At 39.4% G+C, this 7,555-nt stretch carries 7 protein-coding genes and 1 pseudogene; 5 read left to right on the plus strand and 3 right to left on the minus strand.

Annotated elements, in window-relative coordinates; translation table 11 throughout:
* Positions 1-326: 326 nt before the first annotated feature.
* Positions 327-1,148: pseudogene (locus P9Q65_RS12705) on the minus strand (PLP-dependent cysteine synthase family protein); the annotation flags it as partial.
* Positions 1,149-1,258: 110 nt separating this feature from the next.
* Here P9Q65_RS12705 and P9Q65_RS12710 point away from each other — a divergent pair.
* The gene (locus tag P9Q65_RS12710; RefSeq protein WP_304509849.1) at positions 1,259-1,810 is read left to right on the plus strand and encodes a helix-turn-helix domain-containing protein; all 552 of its coding nucleotides are present in this window, start codon (positions 1,259-1,261) and stop codon (positions 1,808-1,810) included.
* Between the two features lie 303 nt (positions 1,811-2,113).
* On the opposite strand, the gene P9Q65_RS12715 is transcribed toward P9Q65_RS12710, so the two are convergent.
* Complete coding sequence (locus tag P9Q65_RS12715) at positions 2,114-2,305, minus strand: CD1845 family protein (protein ID WP_304509850.1); 192 nt, start codon at positions 2,303-2,305, stop codon at positions 2,114-2,116.
* A 152-nt stretch (positions 2,306-2,457) separates the two neighbouring features.
* Between P9Q65_RS12715 and P9Q65_RS12720 the strand changes: the two genes are divergently transcribed.
* From P9Q65_RS12720 to alr, 4 genes are all read left to right on the plus strand, one after another.
* Positions 2,458-2,889: a tyrosine-type recombinase/integrase gene (locus P9Q65_RS12720; RefSeq protein WP_304509851.1), complete on the plus strand. Its 432-nt coding sequence runs from the start codon at positions 2,458-2,460 to the stop codon at positions 2,887-2,889.
* Positions 2,890-3,279: 390 nt separating this feature from the next.
* The gene (locus tag P9Q65_RS12725; RefSeq protein ID WP_304509852.1) at positions 3,280-3,768 is read left to right on the plus strand and encodes a QueT transporter family protein; all 489 of its coding nucleotides are present in this window, start codon (positions 3,280-3,282) and stop codon (positions 3,766-3,768) included.
* Between the two features lie 125 nt (positions 3,769-3,893).
* Positions 3,894-5,918 (plus strand): oxidoreductase, encoded by a 2,025-nt coding sequence (locus P9Q65_RS12730; RefSeq protein WP_304509854.1) that lies wholly within the window; start codon positions 3,894-3,896, stop codon positions 5,916-5,918.
* 146 nt (positions 5,919-6,064) lie between these two features.
* The gene (gene alr / locus P9Q65_RS12735) at positions 6,065-7,258 is read left to right on the plus strand and encodes an alanine racemase (RefSeq protein ID WP_304509857.1); all 1,194 of its coding nucleotides are present in this window, start codon (positions 6,065-6,067) and stop codon (positions 7,256-7,258) included.
* A 117-nt stretch (positions 7,259-7,375) separates the two neighbouring features.
* Here alr and P9Q65_RS12740 read toward each other — a convergent pair.
* On the minus strand, positions 7,376-7,555 hold a 180-nt coding region (locus tag P9Q65_RS12740; RefSeq protein WP_304509858.1), incomplete at its 5' end, for an IS3 family transposase.

A 7,555-nucleotide genomic window follows, 5' to 3' on the forward strand; every position in this document is an offset into this window, starting at 1 on the left:
CTCGATGATAAAAAAGGCATTGGATTGATTGAACGTAAAAAGCAAGGGCAAGGTAAGCCTTGTTGCTGAGTTAATTCAACAAATAAAGGTTTTTCCCGATAATAGCCTTGAAATTGTTTGGAACTTTAAAGACTGTATAAATGATTAGATTATTTTTTTATGTATGTCTTGACACAAGCTAACGAAAAGTATAAGGGTGATACTTTGCTTCAAAAGACATATACAGAAGATTTTGTGACAGGTAAAAAAGTCAAGAACATAGGACAACGTAGAAGTTTTATTGCAGCAGCTACGTTAGCTCCAGCGGAGATACCAACAAAGCACCCCTCCAAGCGTGCAAGATCGCGTGCCATTTGTAGGGATTCTTCATCATTGATTTGTACCAATCCATCAATTTTATCCTGCTTGATTTTTGGAAGATCCATAGCGTAGCCACAGCCCTGAACCTTGTGCCGTCCTTCATCTTTGAGCGGATGCCCAGCATAGACTGCAGCATTTTCCGGTTCCACAATATAACAACGGATAGCTGGATTATGTGCCTTCAATGCCTCGGCACAGCCTTCAAATGTACCGCCACTTCCGACCATATCTAGGAAAACATCTATTTTCCCGTCACTTTGCTCCCACATTTCTTCACCAGTATGAAGTAAATGAGCACGACAGGAGGAAGCTAACTTGAACTGGTCGGCGCGGAAGGCATTGCGTTCCACGGTTAGTTCCTTTGCTCGTTCTTCTACCAACTCTAAGTCCTTTCCAGAAACTTGTCCCTTTACGGCACCTTTACATTGTGGCACAAATACAACTTCTGCGCCGAGGGCGCGCATCATACGGGCATGCTCCATAGAATTTCCCTCTGACATGACAGCGATAAATGGATGTCCTTTGGATTGACAAACAATAGAAAGACCAGTACCTGTGTTGCCGCTTGTTAGCTCGATAACAGTCTGCCAAGGTATAAGTTCGCCACTTTCCTCAGCTTCCTGAATCATTTGTAGAGCAGGTCTATCTTTTTTACTGTAGCCAGGATTAAGATATTCCAGTTTTGCATAAATCTGTCCCTCCACGCCATAGTGCTTCACAATACGACTAAGGTTGAGCATTGGTGTCTCTCCAATTATTTCGTAGATATTTTGCATCAGCTTTTTCATTCTGGTATCTCCTCCCTAAATATGATATTATATCTTCAAAGCGACAAATTAAATTTACAACTAAAAAATATAATTTTCAATATATAAAATATATTTTTATAAGGAGCGCTATGGAAATTGATAAAATCATTGCAGACAATTTAAAAAGGATTCGTGAGCAGAAAAACTTGAGTCTGAGTCAGCTATCGGAAAAGACAGGTTTGAGTAAGGTCATGCTGTCGCAATTGGAAAAAGGCGGTTCCAATCCAACAATCAACAACATCTGGAAGATTGCCAATGCTCTAGATATATCTTACACTGCCCTGTTGGACTCAACTGGCAGTTCTGCCGCTGTCATAGAGCGGGCCCAATTGTCTCCTCAGAGTAGCGAAGATGGACACTATAGGGTACTTTGCTACTATGCTAGTTCAGCGGAAAGAAGCTTTGAATGGTTTCAGATGGAACTTGATGCTAACTGTGGTTATATATCTGTAGGACACCGATCAAGAGCATTGGAGTACCTGATTGTTCAAAGTGGAGTACTTCAAATTGAAACACATGGACAGCGCTATATACTCCGTTCTGGTGATGCTATTAGCTTTCAGGCTTCAGAGCCACATATTTATAGTAACTTAGGAGAAACTATAGTATTAGCAAATATTATAAATTATTATCCGGTTTAAGCAGAGCTTTCGCCCAGCAACAAGTGCATACGTGCACATAGACTTTATCCCAATTTCGTCTTGACATAGTCCATTTAATTGTGGTTTCAAAAGTGCCTAAGAGTTTGGAAATACGCTCCCTTGGCGATTCAGTCTTCAGTAAGATGATTTTTAGGATTTAATGGAGGTTGTTGTGTAAAAAGCTACTTTTACATCTGGCAAGGGTCAAGATAAACGGCTTCACCGCCCTTGCTTTGTGGTGACACTCCTGCTATACGGCAATCAAGGGGCGATAGCACACAAATGCTATCGCCCCTCATAGTATCAAATGGCTTTCATCCGTTCGTTTAGTCCGTCTACCGTACCCACAAGCCAAGCGGCAAACATAGGTATTCCGTAAGGGCTGATGAGGTAGGCAGCGAGCAGTGCCTTTAATCCTTCCCCGACTTCGCCAAGCAGTACCATGATAGCAAGTGCCAATACAAACAGGAGAAGTGCCAAAACGGATAGCAGCATGGAGATGAACACACATAGAAACTGGCACACAAGCACGATAGCAGACAGTACGAGGGTTAATCTCTCTATTACATAAATCCATAAAAGGGTCTAAATACAACTTTTTAATAATCATACGACCTTTTGAATCTACATCATAATACTTAAATTCCGTGGAGTCTGTCGTATCGATCACGCCACCCAAAACAAATAACGGAACCAGAGATGTATTTATTTCAAATGAAGCATATACAGCATTTAATAATATTTTAAGTAACCGTCAATGTAAGGTTGAACCAATGATAGAAGGGTATTCTGGATTTTTATTCTTAACTTCCAATGGAACAGTTAGAAGTTCCGTGAATCTTTCTCAAAGGTTTCAGGCGATGCAGAATAAGTATAATACCGAAAAACGTAAGAATATTGTTATTACGCCACATATATGTAGACATACCTTTACGACTCGTATGGTGGAAAAAGGGGTTCATCCTAAAGTTTTGCAATATTTATTGGGACATGCTGATATATCGATGACGATGGATGTATACGCTCATATGGATAGCGTTGTAGCAGTTGAAAAAATGAAGGATGCTTTGTGTGAATAAGTAGTTTTTTATATATTGATTTTGTGATTCTGGTGTAAAAATTTGTGTAAAGAATTGATACCAGAAATACTGTAATATCAGTGTTTTTGAGACGTTACAACGATTGAAAATACACCAATTATGAAAACTATTGCGTTTATTGCTTGATTTACACCAAATTTCACACCATTTGTTCACCAAAATATAAAAAGATATGAGAAGATTTAAGGAGTTTACGATAGTTTTCCTATATGTATATCCCCAGGCAATTCCATTGAATTAACCCTTGCAATTTCACCAAAACCCCTGTATAATGCCTAATTGGAAGGTAAAAGAATATATGAGATGTTCCTTGCGAAGGACGGAAACTCTGTCCCACCATCTCGTGAATAAAAAACAGGGGGTTTTTTTATGGAAAAAAACAAAGTTAGCACGAAATTATTGGTTATTACTGCATTAATTGCAGCGGTTTATGTCGTAATGACTCTGGCAATTGCACCTTTATCGTTTGGATTTATCCAGATGCGAATTTCTGAAGTTCTGGTTCTCTTGGCTTTTATCGACAAGCGATATGTACCAGGTCTAATTCTGGGGTGTTTTATTGCAAACTTATTTAGTCCTTTTGGTATGATGGATGTTTTCTTCGGAACAGCTTGTACAGCGGCTGCCCTTTGGGGAATTACCCATAGCAAAACGTTATTTGGTGCCAGTTTATGGCCGGTATTTTGCAATGCATTTATTGGTGTTGAGCTCTATATATTAGGAGAGTGTCCTTTGATTTTTGGGATGTTTACAGTTGCTGTAGGGGAATTTTTAGCAGTATCCTGTTTGGGATATGTTATATTCCGCCAGATTATGAAGAATCCAGGGCTTATGTCAAGGTTAAAATTGGCTGTGTAAAAAATAAATTACTACATGAATCAGTATTTCATTCAGGTGATATTGCTATTAAAGCAATAGCACCTTTTTTATGTTTAGGCATATCTTAGGTGCGCTTAATTTTCCCTACGAAAAGAAGGTAATTTATGCTATACTTAATTTACAAAAGTTGGAGCATATCAAGATCTAAAAACTTGGAATATCTTTTTATATGGTTAGCCTACTATGGTGTTTATCAAAGAAAGGGATGGGAATTTATGCTGTATTCTTCATTAAAAATAAGGGGAATGGAACTGAAAAATCGTTGGATTATGTTGGCGATGCATACAGGATATGGGCAAGGGAATGCCTTTAGTGATAGAGAATTTGCTTTTTATGAAGAAAGAGCCAAGGGCGGTGCGGCTGCAATTACCTTGGTTTTAGCTGTAAATGAAGCTGGAGCACTAAAGGGAATGCATCAAGCAAAAAAGATAGAAGTTGAAAGTCTTAAAGAGCTGGTTCGACGAGTGCATCAGCATGGATGTAAGGTCATTGTTCAGCTATTTCATTGTGGACGAAACGAGAGTAAAAAAGATCACGGGGAGAGACCCCTCGTTGCACCATCCCCGGTTTCTTCTTTGATTTTTAAAAATGAACCAATTAAAATAGATGAAATTCAGCTTACAAGTACGAAAGAAGATTTTGCTTTGGCAGGTGTTTTGTGCAAAAATGTAGGTGTTGATGCCATTGAAATTAGTGCATCTGCGGGATATTTATTGTCGGAATTTTTATCACCCATAACAAATTTGCGTGAGGATGTATACGGATATGGAACCAACAAGGGAATGGAGTATCCCCTTGAGGTAATTCAAACTGTCCGTGAAAAGGTTGGGGATTTTCCTATACTATTAAAAGTTTCCGGGGCACAAATGGTGGATGGAGGCTATGGGTTAGAGGATACGGTTTCTTTCTGTCGTTTGGCGGAAAAATATATTGATGGTGTAACAGTAACAGGGGGATGGCATGAATCTCCCATTGACCAGATTTCATATCATGTGACAAAAGGTGCATATGCTCCTTTTGCAGGTGCCGTGAAAAAATATGTTTCTTTACCTGTTATTGCTTGTAATCGAATTCATGATGGTGAGACGGCAGAGCGGCTCCTGGCAGATAATCAGTGCGATTTCGTGGGGTCAGCAAGAGCCTTTTTGGCTGATCCTCAGTTTGCAAATCGTGTGGAGAGTAAAGAGCGATTTTTACCATGTCAAGGGTGTAATTGTTGTATTAGTCGTGTATTAAAGGGGCAGGAGCTGGCTTGTGGGTTTAACCCGGAAGCTGGACAGGAGTATTTCGAAAATCAACGGAGAAAAATAGCAACCCGTAAGGAAGTGGTTGTTGTTGGTGGTGGTCCTGCCGGAATGGAAGCAGCCAAAAAAGCGGCGGAGCGTGGATTCATAACAACATTGATTACAGAAGAAGATGTTCTGGGGGGGCAATTCAATTTAGCGGCAAAACCGCCCCAAAAAGAAGGTATTTCAGAATATATTGCTTACATGGAAGAAGTGTTAAAACATTTGGGCGTGGCGATTGTTTTCAGAGAAAAATGCAGTGAAGAACTTTTATTGGAAAAAAAGCCTTATTTTACGGTTATTGCAACTGGCAGCAAGCCTACGAGAGCGGAGATTACAGGCAGTGAAAAAGGATTTTTTGCAAATGATATTCTGTCAGGAAAGATACCCCTTCCACCACAGTCTGAAGACGGTCAGATTGTAATTATTGGTGGAGGCTCCTTTGGGCTGGAAACAGCAGCTTATATTAAACAGCAGGAAGAGGGGCGTAAGATCAAAATAATTGAGAAGGAAGCTACTTTTGGAAAGCACTTGGGGGCATTGGCAAGGCCGCTCCTTTCAAATTTGCGTGGAAAAGGAGTGCAGTTTATGGCAAACACCAGCGCAGATGCCTTGGAAGATGGAAAAGTACTTATTTCCATTGCAGGAAAAAAGTTTTTTTTGCAGGCGGATGCCATTATTTGGGCAGTAGGTGTGGAACCACAGGAATACGCATATCTAACACTACCATTAATGGATGAGAGATTATCGTATGCTTTGGTGGGGGATGCTGATAAAATCGGAAAAGGAACCGACGCAATTCATTCTTCTTATGAATTATTTACAAGAGTTTATTTAGCATAGAATATAGTAAAATTGAACAAAAATTTAGATGATTATTGCTAATTCTAGGTGATTGTACTATAATGAATAAGGTTTTAAATTGGCAATAAATTAACGGTACAAATGTTTTGTAAATAATTAGGAGAGAAAACAAAGGGGGAACTAAAATGGATTTTATCAAAAGAACTTGGGCTGAAATTGATATGGATGCGTTGGCACATAATATCAAAAGCATCAATTCTAAGCTAGCTAAAGGCGAAAAAGTAATGGGAATTGTGAAAGCCGATGCTTATGGTCACGGCGATGGTTTTGTAGCTCGTGCTTTACAGGAGGCAGAGTTTGATTGGTTTGGTGTTTCCAATATTGAAGAAGGTATGAGCTTGCGTAATGAAGGAATTGAAAAGCCAATTCTAATTTTAGGCTATACCCCCGTTGATACCGTAAATATTTTAAACAAATATAAGATTACACAGGCTTTGATTGGTATGGACTATGCCAAAGCTTTGCAGATTGAAGCAGAAAAAGCAGGCGTAACTGTTGATGTACACGTTAAATTGGATACCGGCATGACCCGTGTTGGATTCCAGACAGATGATGAGAATTTTGATGAATCTCTCAAAGAATTGATTGAGGTAAGTAAAATGCCAAATGTTCATATCACAGGTATTTTTACGCACCATGCTGTAGCAGATGCATATCAAGGAGATAATCCTAAATTCACGGATATGCAGTTTACTCGTTTTAATAAGATGATTCAAGCATTACAGGAGGCAGGTGTGGACGTTGGTATTCGCCATTGTGCAAACAGTGCAACAACCATTGCTTATCCCGAAAAACATTTGGGTATGTGCCGCTCCGGTATTATTACGTATGGTATGCTTCCTTCTGGTGAATGCCAAGGTATGATTGATATTAAGCCTTTAATGACATTGAAAACAACAATTGGGCTGGTGAAGCATGTAAAGGCTGGCTCTCAGCTTTCCTACGGAAGAACCTATACGGCTGATACGGATAGGGTTATTGCAACAGTACCCATTGGATATGCGGATGGATATAATCGTTCTTTATCCAACAGGGCAAGAATGCTGGTAAACGGACACTTTGCACCTGTTGTTGGACGAGTTTGCATGGATCAGCTGATGCTTGATGTAACAGGAATTCCTAATGTAAAAATGGGCGATGAAGTTGTTGTTTTCGGGCATCAAGGAGATCAAATTTTACCTATTGAAGAGCTGGCAGATATGTTGGGAACAATTAATTATGAGCTTACCTGTGTTGTTACTAAGAGGGTTCCTCGTGTATATGTAAAAGCGGGAAAAGTGATTGGCGTAGTTGACCATGTACTCCATCAGTACAAATAAACATGTATATTGTTACAGCAGCTTTCTTGAAAGCTGCTGTTTTTATTGGTGCTTTAGCTCCAATAAACCACCAGCATAGTGAAGTTGTCAAGTCAATGTAGACATCTAAAAACCACCTTAAGGAAAGCCTTGTTCAGTTCTATATTGAACAGGGCTTAAGTAACCTAAAGCATATGCGGGACGCTCATTGTTAAAATATTGAACATATTTGTCTAAAAATTCAGGAAAATTTATTTTGTCTGCTTTGGTATAATCGCAGCGTATTTCAGCTTTTATCCAGCCGTTTATTGATTCAAT

The sequence above is a fragment of the Anaerotignum sp. genome, assembly GCF_030625865.1.
Taxonomy (GTDB): Bacteria; Bacillota; Clostridia; order Lachnospirales; family Anaerotignaceae; genus Chakrabartyella.

What these genes read in the sequence shown, in the direction of transcription:
- P9Q65_RS12715 (WP_304509850.1), bottom strand. Translation starts at nt 2,305, where the DNA reads ATGCTGCTATCCGTTTTGGCACTTCTCCTGTTTGTATTGGCACTTGCT.
- P9Q65_RS12725 (WP_304509852.1), top strand. Translation starts at nt 3,280, where the DNA reads ATGGAAAAAAACAAAGTTAGCACGAAATTATTGGTTATTACTGCATTA.
- alr (WP_304509857.1), top strand. Translation starts at nt 6,065, where the DNA reads ATGGATTTTATCAAAAGAACTTGGGCTGAAATTGATATGGATGCGTTG.
- P9Q65_RS12710 (WP_304509849.1), top strand. Translation starts at nt 1,259, where the DNA reads ATGGAAATTGATAAAATCATTGCAGACAATTTAAAAAGGATTCGTGAG.
- P9Q65_RS12730 (WP_304509854.1), top strand. Translation starts at nt 3,894, where the DNA reads ATGCTATACTTAATTTACAAAAGTTGGAGCATATCAAGATCTAAAAAC.